The sequence below is a fragment of the Pseudooceanicola profundi genome (assembly GCF_050897955.1).
Taxonomy (GTDB): Bacteria; Pseudomonadota; Alphaproteobacteria; order Rhodobacterales; family Rhodobacteraceae; genus Pseudooceanicola.
This window is the reverse complement of the sequence record NZ_JBPAXZ010000001.1, coordinates 1,880,485-1,904,374: the sequence shown is the minus strand read 5'-3', so window position 1 is coordinate 1,904,374 and position 23,890 is coordinate 1,880,485. Positions and strand designations below refer to the sequence as shown.

At 62.9% G+C, this 23,890-nt stretch carries 25 protein-coding genes; 14 read left to right on the top strand and 11 right to left on the bottom strand.

Annotation, left to right across the window (positions count from 1 at the left end):
* Positions 1-22: 22 nt before the first annotated feature.
* From ACRARG_RS09495 to mscL, 3 genes are all read right to left on the bottom strand, one after another.
* Positions 23-1,612, bottom strand: coding sequence for a GMC family oxidoreductase (locus ACRARG_RS09495; protein ID WP_432689767.1), 1,590 nt, complete (start codon positions 1,610-1,612; stop codon positions 23-25).
* A gap of 79 nt (positions 1,613-1,691) precedes the next feature.
* Positions 1,692-2,150 (bottom strand): Lrp/AsnC family transcriptional regulator, encoded by a 459-nt coding sequence (locus ACRARG_RS09490; RefSeq protein WP_432689766.1) that lies wholly within the window; start codon positions 2,148-2,150, stop codon positions 1,692-1,694.
* 79 nt (positions 2,151-2,229) lie between these two features.
* The gene (gene mscL / locus ACRARG_RS09485) at positions 2,230-2,664 is read right to left on the bottom strand and encodes a large conductance mechanosensitive channel protein MscL (RefSeq protein ID WP_432689765.1); all 435 of its coding nucleotides are present in this window, start codon (positions 2,662-2,664) and stop codon (positions 2,230-2,232) included.
* Positions 2,665-2,796: 132 nt separating this feature from the next.
* On the opposite strand from mscL, the gene ACRARG_RS09480 reads away from it, so the two are divergent.
* Positions 2,797-3,492, top strand: coding sequence for a glutathione S-transferase family protein (locus ACRARG_RS09480; RefSeq protein WP_432689764.1), 696 nt, complete (start codon positions 2,797-2,799; stop codon positions 3,490-3,492).
* Between the two features lie 25 nt (positions 3,493-3,517).
* On the opposite strand, the gene ACRARG_RS09475 is transcribed toward ACRARG_RS09480, so the two are convergent.
* A complete protein-coding gene (locus ACRARG_RS09475; protein WP_432689763.1) occupies positions 3,518-3,964 on the bottom strand; it encodes a YtoQ family protein in 447 nt (148 codons plus the stop codon).
* 87 nt (positions 3,965-4,051) lie between these two features.
* Positions 4,052-6,031 (bottom strand): bifunctional 2',3'-cyclic-nucleotide 2'-phosphodiesterase/3'-nucleotidase, encoded by a 1,980-nt coding sequence (locus ACRARG_RS09470; protein ID WP_432689762.1) that lies wholly within the window; start codon positions 6,029-6,031, stop codon positions 4,052-4,054.
* A 204-nt stretch (positions 6,032-6,235) separates the two neighbouring features.
* Here ACRARG_RS09470 and nudC point away from each other — a divergent pair, with 204 nt between their 5' ends.
* Together nudC and ACRARG_RS09460 are read left to right on the top strand one after the other, a co-directional pair.
* Positions 6,236-7,201 carry an NAD(+) diphosphatase gene (gene nudC, locus ACRARG_RS09465; protein ID WP_432689761.1) on the top strand — a complete coding sequence of 322 codons (966 nt, stop codon included), beginning with the start codon at positions 6,236-6,238 and terminating at the stop codon, positions 7,199-7,201.
* An 87-nt stretch (positions 7,202-7,288) separates the two neighbouring features.
* Positions 7,289-7,753: an SRPBCC family protein gene (locus ACRARG_RS09460; protein WP_432689760.1), complete on the top strand. Its 465-nt coding sequence runs from the start codon at positions 7,289-7,291 to the stop codon at positions 7,751-7,753.
* A gap of 30 nt (positions 7,754-7,783) precedes the next feature.
* On the opposite strand, the gene ACRARG_RS09455 is transcribed toward ACRARG_RS09460, so the two are convergent.
* Complete coding sequence (locus ACRARG_RS09455; RefSeq protein ID WP_432689759.1) at positions 7,784-8,620, bottom strand: prephenate dehydratase; 837 nt, start codon at positions 8,618-8,620, stop codon at positions 7,784-7,786.
* Between the two features lie 123 nt (positions 8,621-8,743).
* Between ACRARG_RS09455 and ACRARG_RS09450 the strand changes: the two genes are divergently transcribed.
* Complete coding sequence (locus ACRARG_RS09450) at positions 8,744-9,262, top strand: c-type cytochrome (RefSeq protein WP_432689758.1); 519 nt, start codon at positions 8,744-8,746, stop codon at positions 9,260-9,262.
* A gap of 60 nt (positions 9,263-9,322) precedes the next feature.
* Here ACRARG_RS09450 and ACRARG_RS09445 read toward each other — a convergent pair whose 3' ends face one another.
* Positions 9,323-9,757, bottom strand: coding sequence for a MarR family transcriptional regulator (locus ACRARG_RS09445; protein WP_432689757.1), 435 nt, complete (start codon positions 9,755-9,757; stop codon positions 9,323-9,325).
* Positions 9,758-9,840: 83 nt separating this feature from the next.
* Between ACRARG_RS09445 and ACRARG_RS09440 the strand changes: the two genes are divergently transcribed.
* From ACRARG_RS09440 to ACRARG_RS09420, 5 genes are all read left to right on the top strand, one after another.
* Entirely contained in the window at positions 9,841-10,251 is a 411-nt protein-coding gene (locus ACRARG_RS09440) for an ester cyclase (RefSeq protein WP_432689756.1), read from the top strand.
* A 135-nt stretch (positions 10,252-10,386) separates the two neighbouring features.
* The gene (locus ACRARG_RS09435; protein WP_432689755.1) at positions 10,387-12,339 is read left to right on the top strand and encodes an extracellular solute-binding protein; all 1,953 of its coding nucleotides are present in this window, start codon (positions 10,387-10,389) and stop codon (positions 12,337-12,339) included.
* Between the two features lie 9 nt (positions 12,340-12,348).
* Positions 12,349-13,440, top strand: a complete 1,092-nt coding sequence (locus ACRARG_RS09430; protein ID WP_432689754.1) for a microcin C ABC transporter permease YejB — start codon at positions 12,349-12,351, stop codon at positions 13,438-13,440.
* A gap of 1 nt (position 13,441) precedes the next feature.
* Positions 13,442-14,701 carry an ABC transporter permease gene (locus ACRARG_RS09425; RefSeq protein ID WP_432689753.1) on the top strand — a complete coding sequence of 420 codons (1,260 nt, stop codon included), beginning with the start codon at positions 13,442-13,444 and terminating at the stop codon, positions 14,699-14,701.
* The gene (locus tag ACRARG_RS09420) at positions 14,698-16,293 is read left to right on the top strand and encodes an ABC transporter ATP-binding protein (protein ID WP_432689752.1); all 1,596 of its coding nucleotides are present in this window, start codon (positions 14,698-14,700) and stop codon (positions 16,291-16,293) included. The genes ACRARG_RS09425 and ACRARG_RS09420 overlap by 4 nt, the downstream gene beginning before the upstream one ends.
* Positions 16,294-16,439: 146 nt before the next feature.
* Here ACRARG_RS09420 and ACRARG_RS09415 read toward each other — a convergent pair whose 3' ends face one another.
* Complete coding sequence (locus tag ACRARG_RS09415; protein WP_432689751.1) at positions 16,440-17,666, bottom strand: acyl-CoA dehydrogenase; 1,227 nt, start codon at positions 17,664-17,666, stop codon at positions 16,440-16,442.
* 104 nt (positions 17,667-17,770) lie between these two features.
* On the opposite strand from ACRARG_RS09415, the gene ACRARG_RS09410 reads away from it, so the two are divergent.
* The 3 genes from ACRARG_RS09410 to ACRARG_RS09400 all read left to right on the top strand — a co-directional run bounded on the left by ACRARG_RS09410 (position 17,771) and on the right by ACRARG_RS09400 (position 19,776).
* Positions 17,771-18,667, top strand: a complete 897-nt coding sequence (locus ACRARG_RS09410) for a LysR substrate-binding domain-containing protein (RefSeq protein WP_432689750.1) — start codon at positions 17,771-17,773, stop codon at positions 18,665-18,667.
* Between the two features lie 138 nt (positions 18,668-18,805).
* Entirely contained in the window at positions 18,806-19,288 is a 483-nt protein-coding gene (locus ACRARG_RS09405) for an RNA pyrophosphohydrolase (RefSeq protein WP_432689749.1), read from the top strand.
* Positions 19,285-19,776 carry a hypothetical protein gene (locus ACRARG_RS09400; protein ID WP_432689748.1) on the top strand — a complete coding sequence of 164 codons (492 nt, stop codon included), beginning with the start codon at positions 19,285-19,287 and terminating at the stop codon, positions 19,774-19,776. Before ACRARG_RS09405 ends, ACRARG_RS09400 begins: the two co-directional genes overlap by 4 nt.
* Before the next feature lie 15 nt (positions 19,777-19,791).
* Here ACRARG_RS09400 and hemC read toward each other — a convergent pair whose 3' ends face one another.
* The gene (hemC, locus tag ACRARG_RS09395) at positions 19,792-20,739 is read right to left on the bottom strand and encodes a hydroxymethylbilane synthase (protein WP_432689747.1); all 948 of its coding nucleotides are present in this window, start codon (positions 20,737-20,739) and stop codon (positions 19,792-19,794) included.
* Between the two features lie 107 nt (positions 20,740-20,846).
* Here hemC and hemE point away from each other — a divergent pair, with 107 nt between their 5' ends.
* Positions 20,847-21,878 carry a uroporphyrinogen decarboxylase gene (gene hemE, locus ACRARG_RS09390; protein WP_432689746.1) on the top strand — a complete coding sequence of 344 codons (1,032 nt, stop codon included), beginning with the start codon at positions 20,847-20,849 and terminating at the stop codon, positions 21,876-21,878.
* A gap of 28 nt (positions 21,879-21,906) precedes the next feature.
* On the opposite strand, the gene ACRARG_RS09385 is transcribed toward hemE, so the two are convergent.
* Both ACRARG_RS09385 and ACRARG_RS09380 read right to left on the bottom strand, forming a co-directional pair.
* Positions 21,907-22,770 (bottom strand): YihY/virulence factor BrkB family protein, encoded by an 864-nt coding sequence (locus ACRARG_RS09385; RefSeq protein ID WP_432689745.1) that lies wholly within the window; start codon positions 22,768-22,770, stop codon positions 21,907-21,909.
* 139 nt (positions 22,771-22,909) lie between these two features.
* Positions 22,910-23,101, bottom strand: coding sequence for a PLDc N-terminal domain-containing protein (locus tag ACRARG_RS09380; RefSeq protein WP_432689744.1), 192 nt, complete (start codon positions 23,099-23,101; stop codon positions 22,910-22,912).
* A 562-nt stretch (positions 23,102-23,663) separates the two neighbouring features.
* Here ACRARG_RS09380 and ACRARG_RS09375 point away from each other — a divergent pair.
* A complete protein-coding gene (locus tag ACRARG_RS09375; RefSeq protein ID WP_432689743.1) occupies positions 23,664-23,834 on the top strand; it encodes a DUF1328 domain-containing protein in 171 nt (56 codons plus the stop codon).
* The last annotated feature ends 56 nt before the right edge of the window (positions 23,835-23,890 follow it).

Here is a 23,890-nt window from a genome sequence, read left to right as displayed (position 1 = left end):
CCGGGGGCGGAGGCGTTGCAGATCAGGCGCGGGCCTCCTCCAGGATCATCTGGGATGCCTTTTCGGCGATCATGATCGTGGGGGAGTTGGTATTGCCGCTGACGATCCTCGGCATGACAGAGGCATCGACCACCCGCAGCCCGCCGATCCCGCGCATCTTGAGCGTGGCATGCAGAGGGGCCGCGTCATCCGTGCCCATGCGGACGGTGCCGACGGGGTGGAAGATGGTGGTGCCGATCTGGCCTGCGGCCTCTGCCAGCGCCTCGTCAGTATCGGCGGCAGCGCCGGGTTTGACCTCCTCCGGGCTGTAGCGGGCCATGGGCTGTTGCGCCATGACATGGCGGGCCTGACGGATCGCGTCGATGGCCGTGCGGCGGTCGCCCTCGGTCGAAAGGTAGTTGGGCTGGATGACCGGCGCCTGCATCGGATCGGCCGAAGAGATATGCACCGTGCCCCGGCTTTCGGGTCGCAAGTTGCAGACCGAGGCGGTGATCGCGGGGTAGGCATGCAGCGGCTGACCAAAGGCATCCAGCGACAGCGGCTGGACGTGGTATTCCAGATCGGGCGTCTCGATCCCCTCGCGGGACCGGGTGAAAGCGCCCAGCTGCGAGGGGGCCATGGACATCGGGCCCCGGCGGCGGAAGGTGTAATCCATCCCGATCATCATCTTGCCGATGAAGGAATTGGCGAGCGTGTTCAGTGTCTTCGCCCCGGTCAGCCGCCAGGAGCAGCGCAGTTGCAGGTGGTCCTGCAGGTTGCCGCCGATATCGGGCTGGTCCGCGATCACCTCGATCCCGTGGTCCCGCAGCAGATCGGCCGGGCCGATCCCCGACAGCTGGAGGATCTGGGGGGAGTTCACCGCTCCGGCAGAGAGGATCACCTCCCGCCCCGCCTTGACCTGATGCAGCTGGCCATTGCGGCTGTATTCGACGCCGACGACGCGCTTGCCTTCGGTCAGCAGGCGGGTGGTATGGGCATGCGTTTCGATCCGCAGGTTGGGCCCGGTGACGGTGCGCAGGAAGGCCTTGGCGGTGTTCATCCGCCAGCCCGCCCGCTGGTTCACCCGGAAATAGCCCGCGCCTTCGTTGGTTCCGGTGTTGAAATCGGTGACATGGGGGATGCCCGCGGCCTCTGCCGCCTTGATCCAGTCGTCAAGAAGGTCCCAGTGCAGGCGCTGCTCCTCCACCCGCCATTCGCCGCCGGTGGCGTGGAATTCGCTTTCGCCGCCGGAGAAATCCTCCGACTTCAGGAACATCGGCAGGACGTCTTCCCAGGCCCAGCCCTGCAGGCCCATCTGGCGCCAGCCGTCGTAATCCGCGGCCTGGCCCCGCAGGTAAAGCATGCCGTTGATCGAGGAACAGCCGCCCAGGATCTTGCCGCGCGGATAGAGGATCGAGCGGCCGCCCAACCCCTTTTCCGGCGCGGTCTTGTACATCCAGTCGGTGCGCGGATTGCCGATGCAGTAGAGATATCCCATCGGGATATGGACCCAGTGGTAATTGTCGCGCCCGCCTGCCTCCAGCAGCAGGGTGCGGTGCCCGGCCTCGGCCAGACGTTTTGCGACGACGCAGCCGGCACTGCCGGCGCCCACGATGATGTAATCCCAATTCATTCTCGTCCTCCCCCTATATACCGATAGCGCGCTGCAGGGGCGGAGACCAGAGCCCAGTGGTCGCAGGCCGGACGGGCATTCAGACGGGCAGGGCAGTGGTCTTGAAGACAGTGCGCAGGGCAAAGCTCGACTGCATCTGCTGCACGCCCGGCAGGCGGGCCAGATGCTGACGGTGGATGCGGGCAAAATCCTCTGTCCCGTCGGCCACGACTTTCAGAATGTAGTCTGCCGTGCCGGCCATCAGGTGACATTCCAGAACTTCGGGCACCTTGGCGACCGCAGTTTCAAATGCCTCCAGTATCTCGTCGACCTGACCCGAGAGCTTTATTTCCACAAATACCGTGGAGGCAAGGCCGATGGACTTGGGCTCCAGCAGCGCGACATAATCCCGTACCACGCCGCCACGTTCCAGTCGCTGCACGCGCCGATGGCAGGCCGAGGGCGACAAGCCGACATTCTCGGACAGGTCCGCGTTGGAGATCCGGCCGGATTTCTGAAGTACCCTCAGAATGGCGCGGTCAATCGTATCGAGCTGCATAGGGGTCTCCGGCGTCATGTCGCCGGAGACTATTCGAAGATCAGGGCGATTGGCGAGAGGCTCTCCCGCCAAATCTGCCTCAGGCGCTTGATTTCAGCGAATCCCGGATTTCCAGCAGGACGTCCAGCTCCGTGGGGCCTGCAGGGGCCTCTTCGGCCGGCTGTTCCGGTGTCCGTTCCATGGATTCCTTGGCGCGGTTGACGCCTTTGACCAGCAGGAACACGACAAAGGCGATGATGAGGAAGTTGATGACCGCCATTGCAAAGGCGCCATAGGCAAACACGGCCGCCCCTGCTTCTCGTGCGGCTTCAAGGCTTGCGTAATCGCCGTCTCCCGACAGGACGACGAAGTTGTTCGTGAAATCGACGCCGCCCGTGAACAGGCCGATGATCGGGTTTATCAGATCGTCCACCATCGATTTCACAATGGCGGTGAAGGCGGCCCCGACGATGATCCCAACGGCCATGTCCATGACATTGCCCTTGGCTATGAAGGCCTTGAATTCGTTAATCATAAAGAACTCCAGTCTTTGTCCGGGGCCCTGCGCCCCCATGCACAACACCTAACACCGAAACGCACAGAACTGTCACTGTTAAGTTGTCAATGCGATGCTTAATCTTTGATTGTGTCTCAAGGAGTTACCTTCATGTTCCCAGATGATTTCCCGATCGCCAAGCGCTGGCCGGCCAAGGATCCCTCGGTCATCCAGCTTTATTCCTACCCGACGCCCAACGGGGTGAAGGCCTCCATCATGCTGGAAGAAACGGGGCTGCCCTATGAGCCGCATCTTGTCACCCTTGCGGATGCAGATGTGAAAAGCCCGGAATTCCTGTCGCTCAATCCCAACAACAAAATCCCCGCAATCATCGACCCGAAAGGGCCCGATGGCGCGCCAATCGGAATCTTCGAAAGCGGGGCGATTCTTGTGTATCTGGCCGAGAAATCGGGCAAGTTCTACGGCGAGGATGCCCGCAAAAGAAACGAGATCCTGCAATGGGTCATGTTTCAGATGGGCGGCGTGGGTCCGATGTTCGGTCAGCTCGGGTTCTTCTACAAATTCGCCGGCGCACAGATCGAAGACCCGCGTCCGCGGGAGCGCTACATCGGTGAGGTGAAACGCCTGCTGGGTGTCCTCGAAGGCCAGATGGAGGGGAAGGACTGGCTTACAGGCGACTATTCCATCGCGGATATCGCGCTTGTCCCCTGGATCAAATCGCTGGATTTCTATGGCGCGAAAGAGGTTGTCGGCTGGGATGACCACAAAGCACTGATTGCCTGGGTCGAGCGTTTCAATGCCCGCCCTGCCGTGGCCAAAGGCTCGAAAATCCCCAACCCCAGCTGAGGCCAAGTCCGGAGCCTCTTCCGGGTCAAGGCAGCGTCCCGTTCAACACATAGCGCAGGATCTGCGCTACCTGATCTGGCCGCTCCGCTACGGCGAGGGCGGCCGCATCGACCTCCTTCAGCGCATGCTGGTGATCGGGCCCGTGCAGCACGATCAGGCTCTTGCCAAGCGCCGCCGCATAGCCCGCGTCGAAGGCCGCGTTCCACTGCTTGTATTGATCTCCGAAACGCACCACCACGACATCTGCCTGCGCAATGGCGCGCCGGGTGCGGATGGCGTTCAGCTTGGCACCCTTGTGGTCATGCCAGAATTTGCGATCCTCCGCGCCCAGGATCGCCACGCCGCAGTCGTCGCTTGCGGAATGATCTGTGACCGGCGCGGTGAAGGTCACGTCCAGACCTTCGCAGGCGGCGGCGATCTCCTCCCGCCAGCTGGTGTGAATTTCGCCCGACAGATAGACCTGCATGTGCACCTCCTGCTAAATATGGAGGGGCCAGCGCGGCCCCCCCCTTCATCTTTCCAGAAATACTCCCGCCGGAGGCAGGCCCGACCTGACCGCTCAGAGCGTGATCCGGTAGAGGGCGAACCCGTTCTCGCCTTCGCCCGCGGGCTCGATCGTCACGCCCGGCACGCTGCCTGCGTATTTCTCGCCGCCCGGCCCGGTTTCGAACAGAACCGTGGTGCCGTCCATGGGCGCGAAGGTCCAGTTGCCATCGGCCTTGGGGCTGATCGTGCCCTTTTCGACGATGTAACGGACGATGATATCGCGGTTGGTGTCCGGCCCCTCAAAGATCACCGTGTCACCCATGGCGCCGGGAAAGGATCCGCCGCCGGAGGCGCGGTAATTGTTGGTGGCGACGACAAATTCCATATCGTCGGCGACCGGCTGGCCTTCGAAGGTCAGGTCGACGATACGCGAGGTGCCCGGCGCGACCTCCGCCCCGTCCTTGTCGAAGCGCGAGGGTTGCGACAGGTCGATCTTGTAGCTGACCCCGTCCATCACGTCGAAATTATACGACGGGAAGCTGTCGCTCAGCAGCTTCTGATCGGTTGAGCCAGGCTCGATCTGGTTGAACATACCGGCGGAGCGGTCGAGCCAGCCGCGCAGCTCTGCGCCAGTGATTTTCACCGCGCGGATCGTGTTCGGATAGAGGTAGAGATCCGCCACGTTCTTGATGGCCACATCGCCCACGGGCACGTCGGTGTAATACTCCGCGCCGCCCCGGCCACCGGCCTTGAAGGGCGCCCCGGCCGAAAGGATCGGCAGGGCTTCCCATTCGGTGCCCTTCATCATCTCCGCGATGTACCATTTCTGGGCATTGGTCACGACCTGGACCGAGGGGTCATCAGCGACCAGCGCGAAATAGGAATGCAGCGGCGTGTCGGTCTTGCCGACGGCGGTGCGGACATATTCCAGTGTCGCGTCATGCTCTTTCTGCGCGGCGGCAAGCACCTCTGGCTGATCCTCCACCAGCGCGGTGATCGACCGGTCCTCGTTGCGCTTGGAGATGGGCCGCGTGGCCGTCTCAAATGTCACGACGCGCCATTCGTTGCCTTCCCGTTCCAGCATCAGGTCGATCACGCCCAGATCGGAGCCCCAGAAGCCGCCCATGACGGCGGGCTTGCCATGGATCGTGCCCTTTTCGTGATCGACGGCGGCAAAGCCCTCAAACTTTGCGGAGGGGAAGACGAGGTGGGAATGGCCGGTCAGCAGGGCATCGACGCCCTCGACCTCTGCCAGCGGGACGGAGGCGTTTTCCATCCCGTCCTCGTGGTTGGCAGACCCGATCCCGGAATGGCTGAGCGCGATGATAATATCGGCGCCGGCTTCCTTCATCTGCGGCACCCAGGCTTTTGCGGCCTCGACGATGTCGCGGGCCTGCACGTTGCCCTCAAGGTGCTTGCGGTCCCAGTTCATGACCTGCGGCGGGACAAAGCCGATAAGGCCGATCTTGATCGGGTGGTCGGTGCCCGCCCCATCGGTCACCGTCTTGTCGACGATGATATAGGGCTTCAACAGGGTCTCGTCTTTGGTCGGATCGCTGCCCAGCGTTTTGGAGATATTGGCGCAGACCACGGGGAAATTTGCCCCGGCCAGCGCCTTGGTCAGGAAATCGAGCCCGTAGTTGAATTCGTGATTGCCGAGGGTGGAGGCCTCGTAGCCCAGCGTGTTCATCGCGGCGATGATCGGGTGCATGTCGCCCTCTTTCATGCCACGCTCATAGGCGATGTAATCGCCCATCGGGTTGCCCTGCAGGAAGTCGCCATTGTCGATCAACAGGGAATTCGTCGCCTCTGCCCGGATATCGGCGATATGGGCGGCGGTGCGGGCGAGGCCCACGGTGTCGTCGGGTTTGTCACCGTAATAGTTGTAGGGGAAGACATGGACGTGCAGGTCCGTGGTTTCCATGATCCGCAGATGCGCCTGCGACCCGGCCGCATTGGCAGAGAAGGGGTGCAGGGTGATCATGGTTGCGCCCGCCGCCGTGCTGGCAAGAAAGGCGCGGCGCGAGAGATGGGGGGGGGTAGGTGCGGGCATCTGACTCTCCTCTGTCCGGTTGCGGCTGGATCGCATGTCTGCATGACACTCCTGCGACAGGGCCATGCAAACTTGTTTGTGTCCTAGTGTTACATGGAATTATCGAAGCTGCGCGAAAAACCGGCCGTTCGGCAGGCTTTGGCAGGATTGCGCTTCTGTCCCCGCCGGGGCAGGGTTCGCGCGAAAATGCAGGAGGGTACGGGCATGCGGCATGGCGAAGAGGTGACCTTTGGCGGGTCTGGTCTGGACCGCGCGGCAGAGCTGCGCGGTCAGACAGAGGTTCTGGCGGCGGCAGCGCGTGATCCCGGGTCCTGTTGCATCCTGCTCTGGCGTGGCTTTCCGCTGGTGACGGGCGGGGTCGCGCTGGCCCGGTTGCCGATGGCGCATCCGGTGCTGCAGGGGCGCGACCGCGCGCCGGTGCTGCTGGGGCGGGAGGAGGCGGGCCTCGTCTTTGCGCAGGACATCTCCGAATGGTCGCCGCCGGGGGCGCCCGCCGATATGGGGCCGGGCCGGCAGGTGCAGCAGCCGCTGCCCGCGCATCCGGAGGTCGAGACGATCCATGCCTTTGCCGATCTGCGTGCCGTCATGGCCGGGCTCAGCCCGCGCGATGCGGAACTGCTGGCCACGGCCAAGGCGATCTACAACTGGCATTCCACCCACGGGTTCTGCGCCAAATGCGGGCGGCCAAGCGAGGTGACGATGGCGGGCTGGCAGCGCGACTGTCCCGCCTGCGGGGCCAAGCATTTTCCTCGCACCGATCCGGTCGTGATCATGCTGATCACCCATGGCAATGACACGCTGCTGGGCCGGTCGCCGGGCTGGCCTGAGGGGATGTGGTCCCTGCTGGCCGGTTTTGTCGAACCGGGCGAGACGATAGAGGCCGCCGTACGCCGCGAGGTCTGGGAAGAGGCGCATGTGAAGGTGGGGCAGGTCGATTATCTCAACTGCCAGCCCTGGCCCTTTCCAAACTCGCTGATGTTCGGCTGCCGGGGCGAAGCGCTGTCGCGTGACATCACCGTCGACCCGGTAGAGCTGGAAGATGCCCGCTGGGTCAGCCGGGAGGAGATGGTGGATGTGTTCGCCGGGACACATCCGGACATCAGGCCGCCCCGGAATGGAGCGATTGCCGAATTCATCATGCGAAACTGGGTTGCCGATAGGCTAGATTGACGTGACAATTGCCAAGGTCGTCAACCGTGCAGAAGCCGGGGCTGCCGGGCCCGATCGGGTCAAGAACCAGAAAGCAGAGGCAGGATCATGAAGTTCAGCACCCGTGAAGATGTCAGCGCGCCACTCGAAAGCGTTTTCGCGCAGCTGACCGATTTCGATCACTATGAGAAAATGGCCATGCGGCGCGGCGCTCAGGTCAAGCGTGAGCGGCAGGCCGGTGGTTTGACCGGCACAGTCTGGGACGTGTCGTTTGCGTTTCGCGGGAAACAGCGGGACCTGCGGCTGGAACTCGTCGATATCAGAGAGAACGAGCTTATGGTGTTTGTCGGCAATACCGCCGGGCTGACCTGTACAGTCGAGATCGAACTGGTTGCGATGTCGCCCAAGAAAACCCGGGTGCGGCTGTCGGCCGATCTGAAGCCGCAGACCCTTTCGGCGCGGCTGATGGTTCAGTCGATGAAACTGGCTAAGGGGAACCTGGACAAGAGGTTCTCTGCACGGGTGTCGGATATGGCGGCGGAAATGGGCCGACGCCACGCGGCCACGGCCTGAAGCGCGCCGACCAAAGCCGGACAACCGGTGTCAGTGCCTGCGCTCGTCGGCAGGATAGACGCCCAGGATTTCAACCATCTGAGTGAAGTAGCGCAGCTCATCCAGGGCCAGGCGCACATTGGCGTCGTCCGGATGCCCCTCGATATCGGCGTAGAACTGGGTAGCGGTGAAGGATCCGCCCACCATATAGCTTTCCAGTTTGGTCATATTAATGCCGTTGGTGGCAAATCCGCCCATCGCCTTGTACAGAGCTGCCGGAATATTGCGCACCTCAAAGACAAAGGTCGTCAACATGCCGTGATCGCCGCGGCGCCGGTGATCGGGCTCCCGCGACATGACGAGGAAGCGGGTGGTGTTGTGCCCGTGGTCCTCGATATCGCTGGCGAGGATGTCGAGCCCGTATGTCTCGGCTGCAAGCGCGCTGGCCAGAACGCCGTGGCGGGCAGAGCCGGACTGTCGCAGCTCTGCCGCGGCACCGGCGCTGTCGGCGGCGGTTTCGGCCCTGATATTGTGCTGTTTTAGGAAGCTGCGCGCCTGCGGCAGCAGAACCAGATGGGCGCGGACCTTTTCGATATCTTTCAACTTGGTGCCGGGCAGGGCCATCAGGCTGATGCGGACCCGGACAAAGGCCTCGTCGATGATGTGCAGCCCGCTTTTGGGCAACAGGGAATGGATGTCGGCCACGCGCCCGTAGGTGGTGTTTTCGACCGGCAGCATGGCCAGTTCAGCCGTGCCGTCCAGAACGGCGTCGATACATTCTTCAAAGGTGCGACAGGGCAGCGGGTCGTAGTCAGGCCGCGCGGTGCGGCAGGCTTCGTGGGAATAGGCGCCAAGTTCGCCCTGAAATGCGATCAACGGTTTCGTCATCTGAAATCCTTCCGGCCCGGTGACCCCCGGGCGATTGGTCGCGGTAAGTACACCTTGCGTCAGGGGAGGGGAAGCATATAGATACGCGCCGAACACTGACGAAACATCAGGGACGCGCGACATATGTTCGACACCATGACACTGACCAAGGTCGGCGGGGCTTTCTGCGGGACGCTGCTGGTATTTCTGCTCGGAAACTGGGCTGCCGAACTGCTTTATGACACGGAGGCCGGCGGCCATGGTGACGAACACGTGCAGGCCTATGTGATTGACACGGGCGCCGAGGAAGACGCGGGTGCCGCCGAGGAAGGTCCGTCCTTCGAGGAGGTCTTCGCCTCTGCCGATGCCGAAGCAGGTGCCAAGGTTTTTGGCAAGTGCAAGGCCTGCCACAAGATCGACGGCTCCAACGCAACCGGCCCGCATCTGGATGGCGTTGTCGGCCGTGCGGTCGATGCGGTTGACGGGTTTGCCTATTCCGGCGCGCTGGAGGAACATTTCGACAGCTGGACGCCAGAGCATCTGAGCACCTTCCTGGAAAACCCCCGCGGTTCCGCGCCTGGTACGAAGATGTCCTTTGCCGGTCTGAAAAAAGTTCAGGACCGGGCCGATCTCATTGCTTATCTCCAGACGTTGAGCAACTGATCCTGCTCTGATCCGAATTGACGGGGCCGGTGTCGTGGGACGCCGGCCCTTTTGCTTTGTTCAGTTGGTCTTGTCGTCAAGCCGGTCGAGCAGGGTGATGAGGCGCGCCAGTTCGGCGCGTTCTGCCGCCGTCAGATCTTCGGAGAGGCGGGTCGTGATCCAGTTGCGTTTCCGGTCGCGCAGCCCTTCGAGATGCGCGCGCCCCATGGCGGTAAGCTGGTAGAGGCGTCCACGTGCATCGGCGGGGTCGGGGGTGGCGCTGACGATGCCGTCCTGTTCGAGTTCGCGCAGGACCAGACGCATGCTCTGATGTTTGACGTGACGGGCACGGGCGAGGGTCGCGATGCTCTGCGGGCCCGCCGTGTCCAGCAGGTGCAGGGTTTCGGCCCGCGCGCCCGATGGCGCATCGGCCCCGGCGCGGGTGCGGCGGACAAAGCCGCTGATGGCGAGGCGCAGGGCCTCTGCCTGATGCGCGATATCCGGATCATCTGTCATGGGGTCGCTATCGCATAGTTGCGGCGGGGCCGGAATGGGGGTAGGACATTTATACAGTTAAACTGTATAAATGGAGACGGGATATGACCCCTCAGGATGTCGTTCTGCGCTTTAACCATGATGTGATCGCCGGGCGGGACCGCGCTGCGTTCGACGAGATCATGGCGCCGGATTTCGTGAACCGCACTGCGGCGCCGGGCATGTCGCCGGGCGCGGACGGGATATGGGCGACATTTTCACAGGTGCTCTGGCCCGCATTCCCGGACCTGACGGTGGAAATCCACGACCAGATCCGGGAGGGAGATAAGGTTGTCACGCGCAAGTCGTTTCACGGCACGCTTTCCGCGCCCCTGATGGGGCGGGCGCCGACCGGGCGTGCAACCCAGATCGACGTGATCGACATCGTGCGCGTGGCAAACGGGCAATATGCAGAACACTGGGGCCAAAACAGCCTTCCGGCGCTGCTGATGGCGCTGGACCGTGACGCTGCCTGACCTGCGGCGGGCAAGTCTGAGATTGGGAGTTCCCTCACGCGCCGGTCACGCATTCTCAACTTGAATGTGGTCGCGGCGCTCATTTAGCTTACCTCGACAGGCAGAGCCCGATTTTCCGGACCCGAGGAGACCTAAATGCCCCAGAGCCGCAGCCGTAGCCAAACCCTGACCCGCGCGGACCTGCGCAAAGGGGGCGCGATCCTGGCTCTCGGTCTGCTGACCGCCGGTATTGCCGGACAGATGGCCCGGTCGGAAAGCCACCAGGTGGAAGAGACGACCAATGAAGCAGGGGAAACCGTCCTCAAAGCGCATGGCTACAACTTCTACGGGGAGCTGGAGTACCCGGAGGATTACACGCATTTCAATTACGTGAACCCGGATGCGCCGAAGGGCGGGGAATTTGCGATTGACGCCTCCGGCACCTTCGACAGCATGAACCCCTATTCCCGCAAGGGCCGCGCTGGGGCGCTGTCGTCGATGATGTATGAACAGCTTCTGGATGGCGGGGCGCCGGCGGATGAATATGCGGCCTCTTACTGCCTGCTCTGCGAAAGCCTGGAATATGATCCGGGCGTGAACTGGGTGATCTTCCATCTGCGGCCGGAGGCGAAGTTTTCGGACGGGACGCCGCTCACGGCAGAGGACGTGGTGTTTTCCCACAACCTGTTTCTGGAACAGGGGCTGCCCTCCTATGCGCAGGCGGTCAAGCAGCGCGTGACGGGCGCTGAGGTGATCGACGCACATACGGTGAAATTCACCTTCGCGCCGGATATCTCCCGCCGTTCGCTGATTTCCCAGGTTGGCGCGGTCGATGTCTTCTCCAAGAAGTGGTTCGAGGAGACGGGCGCGCGGCTTGATGAGCCGCGGATGGAGACCTCTCCCGGTTCCGGGCCCTATATGATCGACAGTTACGATGTGAACCGCCGCATCACGTACAAACGTAACCCCGACTACTGGGGCAAGGACCTGCCGGTGAACGTCGGTCGGCATAATTACGATACGATCCGGGTGGAATATTTCGCCGATGAGACCGCCGCCTTTGAGGCATTCAAGGCCGGGGTCTATACCTTCCGGGCGGAGACGAACTCCAAGCAATGGGCGACGGGATACGAATTTCCCGCCGTGCAGAACGGCTGGGTGACGAAGGAAGAGATCCCCGACGGCAACCCGCCGACAAACGTTGGGTTTGTCTTCAACCTCGGCAAGGAAAAGCTGCAGGACAAGCGGGTGCGGGAGGCGCTGGCGCTGGGCTATAACTTCGAGTGGTCGAACGAGAGCCTTCAGTACGGGCTGTTCAGCCAGCGTCAGTCTTTCTTTCAGGACACGGTGCAACAGGCGCAGGATGTGCCCTCTGGGGCGGAGCTGGAGCTGCTGAAATCGCTGGGCGATCTGGTGCCGGAGGAGATGCTGACGGAGCCGGTGCGGATGCCGCATACCTCCTCTGCCACCCGCGTCGTGGACCGTAAGAACCTGCGGACCGCCATGGGGCTGCTGGACGAGGCGGGCTGGGCCGTTGGCTCTGACGGGATGCGCCGCAACGAGGCGGGCGAGACGCTGGATATCGTCATCCCGATCAACTCCTCAGGCTCCCCCACGATGGAGAGCCTGGTGGGCACCTATGTGCAGAACCTCCAGCAGATGGGCGTCAACGCGAAGGTCGAGAAGGTCGATCCCAGCCAGTACACGCTGCGGTCGCGCGAGCGTGACTATGACATGATCTTTGACGGCTACCGCACCTTCCTTGGTGCGGGCACCGGCCTCATGCAGCTTTATGGGTCCGAACAGGCGGCGATTTCCGTCTTCAACCCGGCGGGCATTGCCAGCCCGCTGATCGACAAGCTGATCGATACGGCGCTTTTTGCGGAAACGAAGGAAGAGGAAACGCTGGCGCTGACCGCACTCGACCGGGCGCTGCGCTATGAATTCTTCATCGTTCCGGCCTATTACAAGGCGGATAACTGGCTGGCCTATTACGACATGTATCGCCATCCCGAGAATATGCCGGCTTTCGCCACGGGCGAGATGGACTTCTGGTGGGTCGACGAGGCCCGCGCGGAAGAGTTGAAAGCCGCCGGTGCTCTGAGGTAATCCGCCGTCATGGGCGCCTATATTCTCCGACGCATCCTTCTGGTGCTTCCGACGCTGTTCGGAATCCTCGTGATCAACTTCGCGCTGGTGCAGTTCGTGCCGGGCGGGCCGATCGAACAGATCATCGCCCAGCAGCAGGGGCAGGGGGACGTCTTCGGCTCCTTCTCCGGCGGGCAGACCGACATGGGGCTGGAAAGCTCTGCCGGGAATTCGTCAGAGACTTATGCGGGCGCCCGTGGGCTGCCGCCGGAATTCATCGCCCAGCTTGAGAAGGAATTCGGCTTTGACAAGCCGCCGCTGCAGCGCTTCCTCAACATGATCGGCAATTACCTGACCTTCGATTTCGGAGAGAGCTATTTCCGCAAGGCCGATGTGATCGACCTTGTCGTGGACCGTCTGCCGGTGTCGATCTCTCTCGGGCTGTGGTCGACCCTGCTGGCCTATCTGATCTCCATCCCGCTGGGCATCCGCAAGGCGGTGAAGGAGGGGACGAGTTTCGACAGCTGGACCTCTGCCGCGATCATTGCGGGCTATGCGATCCCCGGCTTCCTCTTTGCGATCCTGCTTCTGGTTCTGTTTGCCGGCGGGTCCTACTGGCGGATCTTCCCGCTGCGCGGTCTGACTTCCGACAATTTCGCGACGATGAGTTGGTGGCAGCAGATCCTCGACTACCTCTGGCACATCACCCTGCCGGTGATCGCCTCCACCATCTCCAGCTTCGCGACGCTGACGCTGCTGACGAAAAGCAGTTTCCTTGACGAGATCAAGAAGCATTACGTGATGACCGCGCGGGCAAAGGGGCTTTCGGAGCGGCGGGTGCTTTATGGCCATGTCTTCCGCAATGCGATGCTGATCGTGATCGCGGGCTTTCCGGCGGTGTTCATCGGGGTCTTCTTCGGCGGATCGATCATTATCGAGACGCTGTTTTCCCTCGAAGGGCTGGGCAGGCTTGGTTACGAGGCCGCGGTGGCGCGGGATTATCCGATCATCTTCGGCTCGCTCTTCGTCTTTGGCCTGATCGGGCTCTTCGTCGGGATCCTCTCGGACCTCATGTATGTCTTTGTCGACCCCCGGATCGATTTCGAACGGAGGGAGGGCTGAGATGGTGCAATCCGAGACAGACCCGCTGCCCGGCCGCGAGCCGGGCCAGACCGCCCCGGCACCCGTCCCCCCTTCGGATCAGGGCCGGTTCGCCCTGTCACCGCTGAACCGCCGCCGCTTGCGCAACTTCCGCCGCAATGGCCGCGCCTTCTGGTCGCTGATGATCTTCATCGTCCTGTTCGGCATCTCGCTTTTTGCGGAGTTCCTGGCGAACGACAAACCCTTCCTCGTTCAGTACCGGGGCGACTTTTACTTCCCGGTTTTCAAGTTCTACCCGGAGACGACCTTCGGCGGCGATTTCCAGACGGAGGCGATCTATCGCGATCCGGAGGTCAAATGCCTGATCGAGACGGGCGGGCTGGATCTGTGTTTCGACGACCCTGAGGGCTATATCGCGGATGCGCAGGACGGGGAGATAGAGGGCGAGCAGATCGAGAAGGGCTGGGCGCTCTGGCCGATCATCCCCTATTCCTTCGACACGCCCGTCGAACGCCCCGGCGCGGCGCCCCTGCCGCCCAATGTGATCGGCAGCTATACCGATGCGGATGGCGAAAGCCGCTGGGGCCTGCTGCCCGCCGATCAGCGCGGTGCGAACCTGCTGGGCACGGATGACACCAAGCGCGACGTGCTGGCCCGCGCGATCTACGGCTTCCGCCTGTCGATCGTCTTTGCCCTCCTCGTCTCGACCATGGGGTCGCTCATCGGGATTTTCGCGGGGGCTGTACAGGGTTTCTTCGGGGGGCTGACCGACCTCATCTTCCAACGCGTGATCGAGATCTGGCAGGGCGTGCCACAGCTCTACGTCATCATCATCCTGTTCGCGATCCTCGGGCGCGGCTTCTGGCTTCTGGTCTTCCTCATGGTGGCCTTCGGCTGGATGGCCCTTGTCGGCGTTGTCCGGGCAGAATTCCTGCGGGCCCGGAACCTGGAATATGTCCGCGCGGCGCGGGCCCTGGGCGTGTCCAACATGACCATCATGTTCCGCCACATGCTGCCCAATGCCATGGTGGCCACGCTGACCATGCTGCCCTTCATCGTGACGGGGGCAATCGGGTCGCTCGCCGCGCTCGACTTCCTCGGCTACGGCCTGCCGTCCTCCTCGCCCTCGCTGGGCGAGATGACCCTGCAGGCCAAGCAGAACCTGCAGGCGCCCTGGCTCGGCTTCACGGCCTTCTTCGTCTTTGCCGTGATGCTGTCGCTGCTGGTCTTCATCTTTGAAGGCGTGCGCGATGCCTTCGACCCCAGAAAGACCTTCCAATGAGTGACACACCGATGCTCGACGTGAAGGACCTGCGGGTTTCCTTCCGGCAGGATGGCCAGCTGATCCCGGCGGTCAAGGGCGTGTCCTTTCAGGTCGGCCGGGGAGAGACCGTGGCGCTGGTGGGCGAGTCGGGCTCCGGCAAATCCGTCTCGGCGCTCTCCACCGTGCAGCTTCTGGGCGACAATGCGCATGTGGAGGGCTCCGTCACCTTCAAGGGGCAGCAGATGATCGGCGCCACGCAGGCGCAGCTGCGGTCCGTGCGCGGCAATGACATCTCCTTCATCTTTCAGGAGCCGATGACCTCCCTCAACCCGCTGCACACGCTGCAGAAGCAGCTCGCCGAATCGATTGAGCTGCATCAGGGCCTGCGCGGGGAGGCCGTGCGCGACCGGATCGTTGATCTGCTGACCAAGGTCGGTATCCGGGATCCCGAAAGCCGGCTCAACGCCTATCCGCACCAGCTCTCGGGCGGGCAGCGGCAGCGGGTGATGATCGCCATGGCGCTGGCCAACCGGCCGGAGCTCTTGATCGCGGATGAGCCGACCACGGCGCTCGACGTGACGATCCAGGCGCAGATCCTCGAGCTGCTGGCAGAGCTGAAGGCGTCAGAAGGCATGGGGATGCTCTTCATCACCCATGACCTCAATATCGTGCGCCGCATTGCCGACCGGGTCTGTGTGATGAAAGACGGGGAGATCGTGGAGACCGGCCCGACCGCCGCCATCTTCGACGCACCCCAGCACCCCTATACGCAGAAACTGCTGGCGGCCCATGCCACCGGCGCGCCGCTGGCCGCGGCCCCGGATGCGCCCGTGGTGGCAGAGACGGACAGGCTGCGCATCTGGTTCCCGATCCAGAAGGGCCTCTTCAAGAAGACCACGGGCTATGTACAGGCGGTGAACGAGGCCTCGATCTCCGTCCATGCCGGCGAAACCCTGGGTATCGTGGGCGAGTCGGGCTCCGGCAAGACAACGCTGGCGCTGGCGATCATGCGCCTCATCGGGTCCAAGGGGGATATCCGCTTCCTCGGCGAGGATGTGCATGGCTGGAGCACGCGGGAGCTGCGCGCCAAACGTGCGGAGATGCAGATCGTCTTTCAGGACCCATTCGGCTCCCTCTCGCCCCGCATGACCTGTGCGCAGATCATCGCGGAGGGCCTCTCCGTCCATCGCAAGGCCGTGGACAAACCGGTCCGGGCGCTGGTGGCCGAAGTGATGACAGAGGTCGGGCTGAACCCCGCCACGATGGACCGCTATCCGCATGAATTCTCCGGCGGCCAGCGTCAGCGCATCGCCATCGCCCGCGCCATGATCCTGCGCCCCAGGCTGGTCGTGCTGGACGAACCGACGTCAGCGCTCGACATGACGGTGCAGGTCCAGATTGTCGACCTGCTGCGCGATCTGCAGCAGAAATACGGGCTGGCCTATCTCTTCATCAGCCACGATCTGAACGTGGTGCGCGCCATGTCGCACCGGGTCATGGTGATGAAACAGGGCGACGTGGTGGAGACGGGCACGGCGGCGCAGATCTTCGACGCCCCGCAGCATCCCTATACGCAGCAGCTCCTGTCGGCAGCCACGCTGACAGCCTAGGCCTTACCTCGACAAAGGCCCGGCTGAAACCAAAAATCCCTCAGCTTTTTCTTGCCGAAAATATCCCGAGGGGTGAATTGGCCGCAGGCGAAGAGGGGGGCAGCGCCCCCCTCCCGTCGCGCGGGCCGAAGCCCGCGCCACCAAAATCAAAAGAACGCCTGCAGCCCGGTCTGCGCCCGGCCGAGGATCAGCGCATGCACATCATGCGTGCCCTCGTAGGTGTTCACCGTCTCAAGGTTCGCGGCATGCCGCATGACCTTGTATTCGATCTGGATGCCGTTGCCGCCATGCATGTCCCGCGCGATCCGCGCGATATCCAGCGCTTTGCCGCAGTTGTTGCGCTTGATCAGGGAGACCATCTCGGGCGCCGCCTTGGCCGCGTCGAACAGACGGCCCACGCGAAGTGCTGCCTGCAGGCCCAGCGTGATTTCGGTCTGCATATCGGCCAGCTTCTTCTGGTAGAGCTGCGTGCCCGCCAGCGGTTTGCCGAACTGGGTGCGGTCGAGGCCATACTGGCGCGCCTGGGTCCAGCAATCTTCTGCCGCGCCCATGACGCCCCAGGCGATGCCATAGCGGGCGCGGTTCAGACAGCCAAACGGACCTTTCAGGCCGGAGACATGCGGCAGCAGGGCCTCTTCGCCCACTTCCACATTGTCCAGAACGATTTCCCCGGTGATGGAGGCGCGCAGCGACAGCTTGCCGCCGATCTTGGGGGCGGAGAGGCCCTTCATGCCCTTCTCCAGCACGAAGCCACGGATCGCGCCGTCATGCGCGTCGGACTTGGCCCAGACGACAAAGACATCGGCGATCGGCGCGTTGGAGATCCACATTTTCGCGCCGTTCAGCACATAGCCGCCCTCGGTCTTCTTGGCGCGGGTCTTCATGCCGGCGGGGTCCGATCCCGCATCGGGTTCGGTCAGGCCAAAGCAGCCGATCCATTCGCCGGAGGACAGTTTCGGCAGGTATTTCTGGCGCTGCTCTTCGGAGCCATAGGCGTAGATCGGGTACATCACCAGCGAGGACTGGACGGAGCACATGGAGCGGAAGCCCGAATCCACGCGCTCGACTTCCCGCGCGACGAGGCCATAGGCCACATAGCCCGCGCCCAGACCGCCGTATTGTTCGGGGACAGTCACGCCCAGCATGCCGGCCTCGCCCATTTCGGCAAAGATCTCGGGCTCCACACCTTCTTCGAGGTACATCTTCTCGACCCGGCTTGCGAGGCGGTCCTGAGAGAAGGTGCGCGCCGACTCGGCGATCATGCGTTCCTCTTCTTCCAGCTGATCGTTCAGCAGGAACGGGTCTTCCCAGGAAAAGCTCGCCATATTGGGGCGGTCTTTGTCTTTCAGGATCGGGCGGTTTTCAACATCCATGATACTCTCCCTTATGAGTTTGACGAGACTTTATAGGATTGAAGCGGTGGAAGCTAACGAGTAATCATCCCAAATTGATGAGCTAAACGCATAGAGGTGCCGCCTTGCGTCATGGATATACCCCCACTGTAGCCGAGCTTGAGGCCTTTTGCGCCTGTGCGCGCGGCGGCACGACCATCCAGGCGGCCCGTGCTCTGGGCCTGACGCAGAGCGCTGTGTCGCGGTCGATCTCGGGGTTGGAGACGCGGCTGGGCGTGGCGCTTTTCATCCGGGCGCGGCAGCGGCTGACGCTGTCGGATGCGGGGCGGGCCTTCCTGCGCGAAGCAGAACCGCTGCTGGAGCGGCTCAACGATGCGGCCATGGCGGTGATGGCCTTTGGCGGGCAGGCGCGGGTGCTGCGCATGGCCGTGCTGCCGACCTTCGGGCGGATGTGGCTGATTCCCCGTCTGCGGTCCTTTCAGGCCTCCATGCCCGGGCTGTCGATCGACATGGCCGCGCGGCTCTCGCCCGTGGATTTCGAGACGGAGCCTTTCGATCTGGCGATCCAGCGAACCCAGCATAGGGCCAGCGGCGCGCATCATGTGCATCTGCTGGATGAGGAGCTGATCGTTGTCGCCTCGCCGGCGCTGGCGGGGGCCGGGCCGATGCAGACCGAAGATATCCTGCGCCTGCCGCTCTTGCAGCAGTCCACACGCCCGACGCTCTGGCCCGACTGGTGCCGGCATTTCGGGTTTGACCCGAGGGGGGCGCTGCGCGGGGCGCGGTTCGACCATTTCGACATGGTGCTGGATGCGGCGGTCGGGGGCCTCGGCGTGGCGCTGGTGCCGGAGATCCTGTCGCGGGGTCCGCTCGCCGAAGGCAAGTTGCGCAAGCTCAGCCCGCGCGATTTTGCAACCGGTCAGGCCTATTCGCTGATCTACCCTGAACGCAGCAGTGCCCTGCCGCATTTCGAACGGTTCCGCGACTGGATCCGGGCGGAGATCGAGGGGATCTGGGCCTGAGCCATGTCCTGATCCCGGGCAGCGGGGCATGTCCACTGTTCGATGGCCGTGGCGCCTCCCCGTTCTGACTTACCGTTATCGGATTGTGATTTGTGCCCTCAAAGGGCAAGTCTATGCTCAATCTGACAAGGAGCCGCCATGACCCCCGAAGAGATCGCGAAACTGCCCTATCGCCCCTGTGTGGGCGTCATGCTGGTGAATGCAGAGGGCCATGTCTTCGTGGGCCAGCGGATCGACAATCCCGGCCCGGCCTGGCAGATGCCGCAGGGCGGGGTCGACAAGGGCGAGGACCCGAAAGATGCCGCGCTCCGTGAGCTGTGGGAAGAAACCGGGGTCACCGCCGACAAGGTGACGATAGAGGCGGAAACGGCGGGATGGATCCCCTACGACCTGCCGCATGATCTTGTTCCCAAAATCTGGAAAGGGCGGTTCCGGGGCCAGGAACAGAAATGGTTCCTTCTGCGGTTCAACGGCACTGATGCCGATGTGAATATCGCCACGGAGCACCCCGAATTCTCGCATTGGCAATGGTTGGCGCCCACGGCTCTGGTCGACAATATCGTGCCGTTCAAGCGCGGCGTCTATTCTGCGGTTCTTGCGGAACTGGGGGGAAAGATATGACACCGCTTCGGATCGCGGCCCTAGCGCTCATGACTGGGGCATCGGCCGGGCCGTCGCTGGCCCTGTCCTGCATGCGGCCGGATGTGGCCACCAGCTACCAGCTGGCGCAAAAAGAGGCGGCGGACTACGTGATAGTCGAGGGGCATCTGTCGCATGACATAACCGGCGTGCCGCGCAACAGGCCCAAGGGGGCGCCGCCGGTCACGTTTCCGGCCCGGATCGAGGGGCGGGCGCTGACATCTGGCGGGTTTACTGCGCCGTTTTCCGGCCCCGTGACGGTCACGCTGACCTGCCAGTCGATCTGGTGTGCGCCTGCGCCGCCGCAGGAGGCCGAGGTGATCGTATTCCTGCGCAAGGCGTCAGGAGGGGCGTTCGTCCTGGAGGCCCAGCCGTGCCGGCGCAACATCTTTGTCGATCCGCCGGCAGGCTCGGCCGCGCGTATACTGGCCTGCCATCAGGGGCGCGACTGTCCCCGGCCCAGGCCGTGACCAGAGCCTGATCCCTCAGGTACGGAAGTCGAAAAAGCCGTCGCCCGCCCGCGCCAAAAGACCGGCTGCCATGGCGCGTCCGAGCTCGGCGCCGTCTTCGATCGGGGCGGTCTGATCGTCGTTCAGGCTTTCGGAGCCATCGGGGCGCAAAATCTCACCCCGCAGGCGGATCTGACCATTGCCGAGCTCTGCCAGGCCGGCGATCGGTGTCTCGCAGGATCCGTCGAGCGCCGCGAGGAAGGCGCGCTCGGCCGTCAGGCGCTGCGCGGTTTCCGGGTCGTGGATTGCCTCCAGCAATGCGGCTGTGGCGGTGTCGTCCGCCCGCCGTTCGATGCCGATGGCCCCTTGTGCCACGGCCGGCAACATCTCTTCCGGGGTCAGCGCAGATGTCGCGATCTCCGGGCGGTTCAGGCGGTGAAGCCCGGCCATGGCGAGAAAGGTCGCAACGGCCACGCCTTCGGACAATTTGCGCAGACGTGTCTGCACATTGCCGCGGAATTCCACGACAGTGAGGTCGGGGCGACGGATCAGAACCTGTGCCCGCCGCCGCAGCGAGGAGGTGCCGACGGTCTGGCCAGCCGGTATGACCGACAACCCGCCATAGAGGGTTGAGACAAAAGCGTCACGCGGGTCCTCCCGCGGGAGGTAGCAGTCCAGAACCAGCCCCTCCGGCTGCAAGACCGGCATGTCCTTCATCGAATGCACGGCAATGTCGATGCCGCCGGTCAAAAGGGCATGCTCGATCTCCCGGGTGAACAGACCTTTGCCGCCGATTTCCTTCAGGGGGCGATCCTGTACACGGTCGCCGGTGGTCTGGATCACGCAAATTCTGAAGGCGTCGGACGGGAGCTCGAACGCCGCCATGAGCCTGTCGCGGGTCTCATGCGCCTGGGCAAGCGCAAGCGGAGATCCCCGGGTCCCGATCTTGAGAGGTGTGGCAGAACTGGGCAAGGCGCGTGTCATGGTGCCGGTCTAGTGCCGCGGCTGCTGCGTGACAAGGTGGCGCTGTAGGGGTGCGTCGCCTTGACTCCCGCCGGTTGCGCGGCGACGAGAGGCGGAAGGAGGCCGCAATGACCGAAAGAAAAACAATCCTGAGAGCTCTGGACGGGGAGACGCAGGCGCGCCCGCCGGTGTGGATGATGCGCCAGGCCGGACGGTATCTTCCGGAATATAAGGCGACACGGGCACAGGCGGGCGATTTCCTGTCGCTGTGCTACACGCCCGATCTGGCGGCCGAGGTGACGTTGCAGCCGATCCGTCGCTATGGCTTCGATGCCGCAATCCTGTTTGCGGATATCCTGCTGCTGCCTCAGGCCCTTGGTGCCGATCTGTGGTTTGTGACGGGGGAGGGGCCGCGGCTGTCGACCCTGACGACAGAGCAGGAGTTTGCGGCCCTGAAGCCGGCTGAGGCTGTGCATGACACGCTGGCCCCGGTTTACGAAACCGTGTCCATTCTGAAGCGCGAACTGCCGTCGGAAACGACGCTGATCGGGTTCGCCGGTGCACCCTGGACTGTCGCGACATATATGATTGCGGGACGCGGGACGCCGGATCAGGCGCCGGCACATGCGCTCAAATCCGAGAACCGGGCCCTGTTTACATCCCTCATAGACAGGATCACCGAAGCAACGATCCTGTATCTCTCGGCTCAGATCGAAGCGGGGGCAGAGGTCGTGAAACTGTTCGACAGCTGGGCAGGGTCATTGTCCGGTCAGGATTTCGATGATTTTGCACTGGCGCCGACGCGGCGGATCATCCAGGCGCTCAAATCCCGGCATCCGGAGGTCCCCGTGATCGCCTTCCCGCGGGAGGCTGGCGATCGCTACATCGGGTTTGCCCGGGAGACCGGGGCGGATTGCGTCGCGATTGACAATTCGGTCTCGGCTGACTGGGCGGCGCGGCAGGTTCAGGTAGACGGATGTGTTCAGGGTAATCTGGCGCCCGGGCATCTGGTCACCGGCGGGGACGCCCTGATCGAAGAGACGCGGCGGATCGTTCAGGCGTTTTCGGGTGGTCCGCATATTTTCAACCTCGGCCACGGGATAACGCCGGATGCCGATCCGGAGAATGTTCAGCTGATGATCGATGCGGTGCGCGGCTGACCCAGGCCATCGCGGTCAGGTGGTCTGGTCAGGCGGTCTGGGCGGTTGTCGCGCCCGACTGCCGCATGGCGGAGAGCTGCAGGTTGACCACCGCACCCAGCAGGATCAGGAAGGCCGAGATGAACAGCCACATCTGCATGGCAATGGCGGCGCCAATTGATCCGTAAACCTCGTTATAATGCGCGAAATTGCTGAGGTAGTAGGAAAAGCCAAAGGATGCCACAGCCCAGAGCGATACCGCCATGGCAGCCCCCGGTGTCACCCATTTCATTCGCTCGCCGCGATTGTTTGGACCAAACCGATAGAGAAGGGCCACTCCGGCCAGCAGGACAAATATCGCGGCAGCCCATCTGAAGCCTTCGATCAGGATTGCGGAGACGGGCCCAAGCGGGACGAAAGTCAGGACAATGGGCAGGATGACGACGGCCGACATTGTCACCATTGCCACCCCCAGAAGTGTCAATGTCAGCACCAGCGCCGTCAGATAATGCCGGATCGAATTCCGGTTTGTGCGGCCATGGATGGCATTGAGCCCCAGCATCAGCGCCGCAACGCCAGAGCGGGCCGACCAGATGGCAACCATCGTCGACACGAGGCCGGTCCATCCAAGAGTATCGCCGCTGGTCGAGGCGAGCGCCTGCATCTGACCGGTCACCAGATCGCGGACCTGATCCGGCAGCAAGTCATCCACGGTCGACAGCTGTTCGACGAGCACACCCGGGTCAGAGATCAGCCCCCAGACGGCGATAATCGCCGCCAGCCCGGGAAACAGGGCGAACATGGAATAGAAGGCAACGCCCGCCGCGATCAGAAACAGGTTCTTTTCTCCGACCTCGCGGATGACGCCCAGGATCAGGTCTCTGGCATGAACAAGTTCTTGTCTGATGGGCATGGGTTCCGTGCTGTCGCCGAAATGACCTCTCGTTTGGTCTTATGCTCTTCGATCCATTGGCTGGTTGCAACGACTGAGCGTCGGTAGCGCTGGCCCTGTGCGTCGTGCGATTGGTATCGGGACGGCGCGAGGGCAGGGCTCAGGCCAAAGTTTTCCGGCTTCGCGGGCCGGCGAGCAACCAGATGATAAAGCCGAGAACGGGCAGGATCAGGACAAGCAACACCCAGAGCACTTTCTTCCCGGTCGATGCGGAAGATCCGATGATGGAAACGATGGCCCAGATATCCAGGGCCAGGATGACAAGACCGCCAAGGCTGCTGACTTCTAACATTTTCAATCTCCTGTTGGTTCTGCTTGCTAACGCCTGATCCGGGAAAGCGTTCCCGGAGCGTCCCGGAAAGCGCAGGCAAGGCTCCAGATCGCGCAATCCTTAAGGCAGATGCAGGGCGGTCGAACGGGGCCACGCGCGTCGAACGGCACCGTGTAACGTGAGGGTCAAAGCTGTCGGGCTTTGTCGCTTTGGGCTGATGCGCTGGATGGGGATAGAGACTGGCGGGGAGAGGTAAATCGGGGATGTCCCCGCCAGTCTTAACAGGTGCTTGGGGGTCACCTGTGTGTCGAACGCGGACGAGGAGCAAAGGTTCCATGAGAAAACAATTTTTTTTGAAACTGGGATGCTGCTCCGGTCGGGTGTTCCGTCGCGCGGGGCAAACCGACACTAAAATTGCGGTCAATGTGGCTGGACGCAGGTCTGAGTGTTCTCTCATGAGCTCCGTCTTAAATGCAGCCCGTCTCAGCAGCTTTTTGCGAAAGGGCGGGAACTGACTCGAGTTTGAAAAGGTTATCAAGCCAGAACTCACTAATTCAGTGAACAAAATTAGAAAGGAAATCCAATGCTTTATTGGGCGCTAACTTTCTTCGTGGTTGCAATCATTGCTGCGGTGTTCGGGTTTGGCGGTATCGCCAGCGCATCGGCAGGGATTGCACAGATCCTGTTTGTGATCTTCCTCGTGCTCTTCGTCGTGGCGATGCTTGCCCGTGCGGTGCGCGGTCGGACGCCCTGATCCCGAAATCACGAAGCGGACAATCGGCGATGCCGGGCGGTACGCAATCGCCTGGC

Bases quoted from the DNA above. Each gene is read 5' to 3' on its own strand.
- ACRARG_RS09495 (WP_432689767.1), bottom strand. From the start codon at position 1,612: ATGAATTGGGATTACATCATCGTGGGCGCCGGCAGTGCCGGCTGCGTC.
- ACRARG_RS09490 (WP_432689766.1), bottom strand. From the start codon at position 2,150: ATGCAGCTCGATACGATTGACCGCGCCATTCTGAGGGTACTTCAGAAA.
- mscL (WP_432689765.1), bottom strand. From the start codon at position 2,664: ATGATTAACGAATTCAAGGCCTTCATAGCCAAGGGCAATGTCATGGAC.
- ACRARG_RS09480 (WP_432689764.1), top strand. From the start codon at position 2,797: ATGTTCCCAGATGATTTCCCGATCGCCAAGCGCTGGCCGGCCAAGGAT.
- ACRARG_RS09470 (WP_432689762.1), bottom strand. From the start codon at position 6,031: ATGCCCGCACCTACCCCCCCCCATCTCTCGCGCCGCGCCTTTCTTGCC.
- nudC (WP_432689761.1), top strand. From the start codon at position 6,236: ATGCGGCATGGCGAAGAGGTGACCTTTGGCGGGTCTGGTCTGGACCGC.
- ACRARG_RS09460 (WP_432689760.1), top strand. From the start codon at position 7,289: ATGAAGTTCAGCACCCGTGAAGATGTCAGCGCGCCACTCGAAAGCGTT.
- ACRARG_RS09455 (WP_432689759.1), bottom strand. From the start codon at position 8,620: ATGACGAAACCGTTGATCGCATTTCAGGGCGAACTTGGCGCCTATTCC.
- ACRARG_RS09450 (WP_432689758.1), top strand. From the start codon at position 8,744: ATGTTCGACACCATGACACTGACCAAGGTCGGCGGGGCTTTCTGCGGG.
- ACRARG_RS09445 (WP_432689757.1), bottom strand. From the start codon at position 9,757: ATGACAGATGATCCGGATATCGCGCATCAGGCAGAGGCCCTGCGCCTC.
- ACRARG_RS09440 (WP_432689756.1), top strand. From the start codon at position 9,841: ATGACCCCTCAGGATGTCGTTCTGCGCTTTAACCATGATGTGATCGCC.
- ACRARG_RS09435 (WP_432689755.1), top strand. From the start codon at position 10,387: ATGCCCCAGAGCCGCAGCCGTAGCCAAACCCTGACCCGCGCGGACCTG.
- ACRARG_RS09430 (WP_432689754.1), top strand. From the start codon at position 12,349: ATGGGCGCCTATATTCTCCGACGCATCCTTCTGGTGCTTCCGACGCTG.
- ACRARG_RS09425 (WP_432689753.1), top strand. From the start codon at position 13,442: ATGGTGCAATCCGAGACAGACCCGCTGCCCGGCCGCGAGCCGGGCCAG.
- ACRARG_RS09420 (WP_432689752.1), top strand. From the start codon at position 14,698: ATGAGTGACACACCGATGCTCGACGTGAAGGACCTGCGGGTTTCCTTC.
- ACRARG_RS09415 (WP_432689751.1), bottom strand. From the start codon at position 17,666: ATGGATGTTGAAAACCGCCCGATCCTGAAAGACAAAGACCGCCCCAAT.
- ACRARG_RS09405 (WP_432689749.1), top strand. From the start codon at position 18,806: ATGACCCCCGAAGAGATCGCGAAACTGCCCTATCGCCCCTGTGTGGGC.
- ACRARG_RS09400 (WP_432689748.1), top strand. From the start codon at position 19,285: ATGACACCGCTTCGGATCGCGGCCCTAGCGCTCATGACTGGGGCATCG.
- hemC (WP_432689747.1), bottom strand. From the start codon at position 20,739: ATGACACGCGCCTTGCCCAGTTCTGCCACACCTCTCAAGATCGGGACC.
- hemE (WP_432689746.1), top strand. From the start codon at position 20,847: ATGACCGAAAGAAAAACAATCCTGAGAGCTCTGGACGGGGAGACGCAG.
- ACRARG_RS09385 (WP_432689745.1), bottom strand. From the start codon at position 22,770: ATGCCCATCAGACAAGAACTTGTTCATGCCAGAGACCTGATCCTGGGC.
- ACRARG_RS09380 (WP_432689744.1), bottom strand. From the start codon at position 23,101: ATGTTAGAAGTCAGCAGCCTTGGCGGTCTTGTCATCCTGGCCCTGGAT.
- ACRARG_RS09375 (WP_432689743.1), top strand. From the start codon at position 23,664: ATGCTTTATTGGGCGCTAACTTTCTTCGTGGTTGCAATCATTGCTGCG.